The 234-nt window shown below is 61.5% G+C and carries 1 pseudogene; it reads left to right on the top strand.

Features of this window, described 5'->3' with window-relative positions:
- Window positions 1–234 (top strand): annotated as a pseudogene (locus ACPYOG_RS20895) (glycosyltransferase); the annotation flags it as partial.

The following is a 234-nucleotide window of genomic DNA, read 5'->3' on the forward strand; positions in this document are numbered from 1 at the left end:
GTCCAGCGTGTCATTTTCCCGGCGAACCGCGACCTCGACACCCTCCCTCTTTATGTAGACCCGGACACAAGCACAGTACAACGGAGTGGCCGGGGAAGCTCCGATGTGCAGGCCGTAGGCATGACCCGGCAGCTGCACCCGGAAGACATCCTCGACCGTGGTTCAGTCCAGGTCCGCCGTGGCGAGCGTCTTTCCTTCGGTTCTTACTTCAACGCTTTCCCGGCCAGCTACTGG

The sequence above is a fragment of the Leifsonia sp. HAY1-4F genome, from assembly GCF_056755275.1.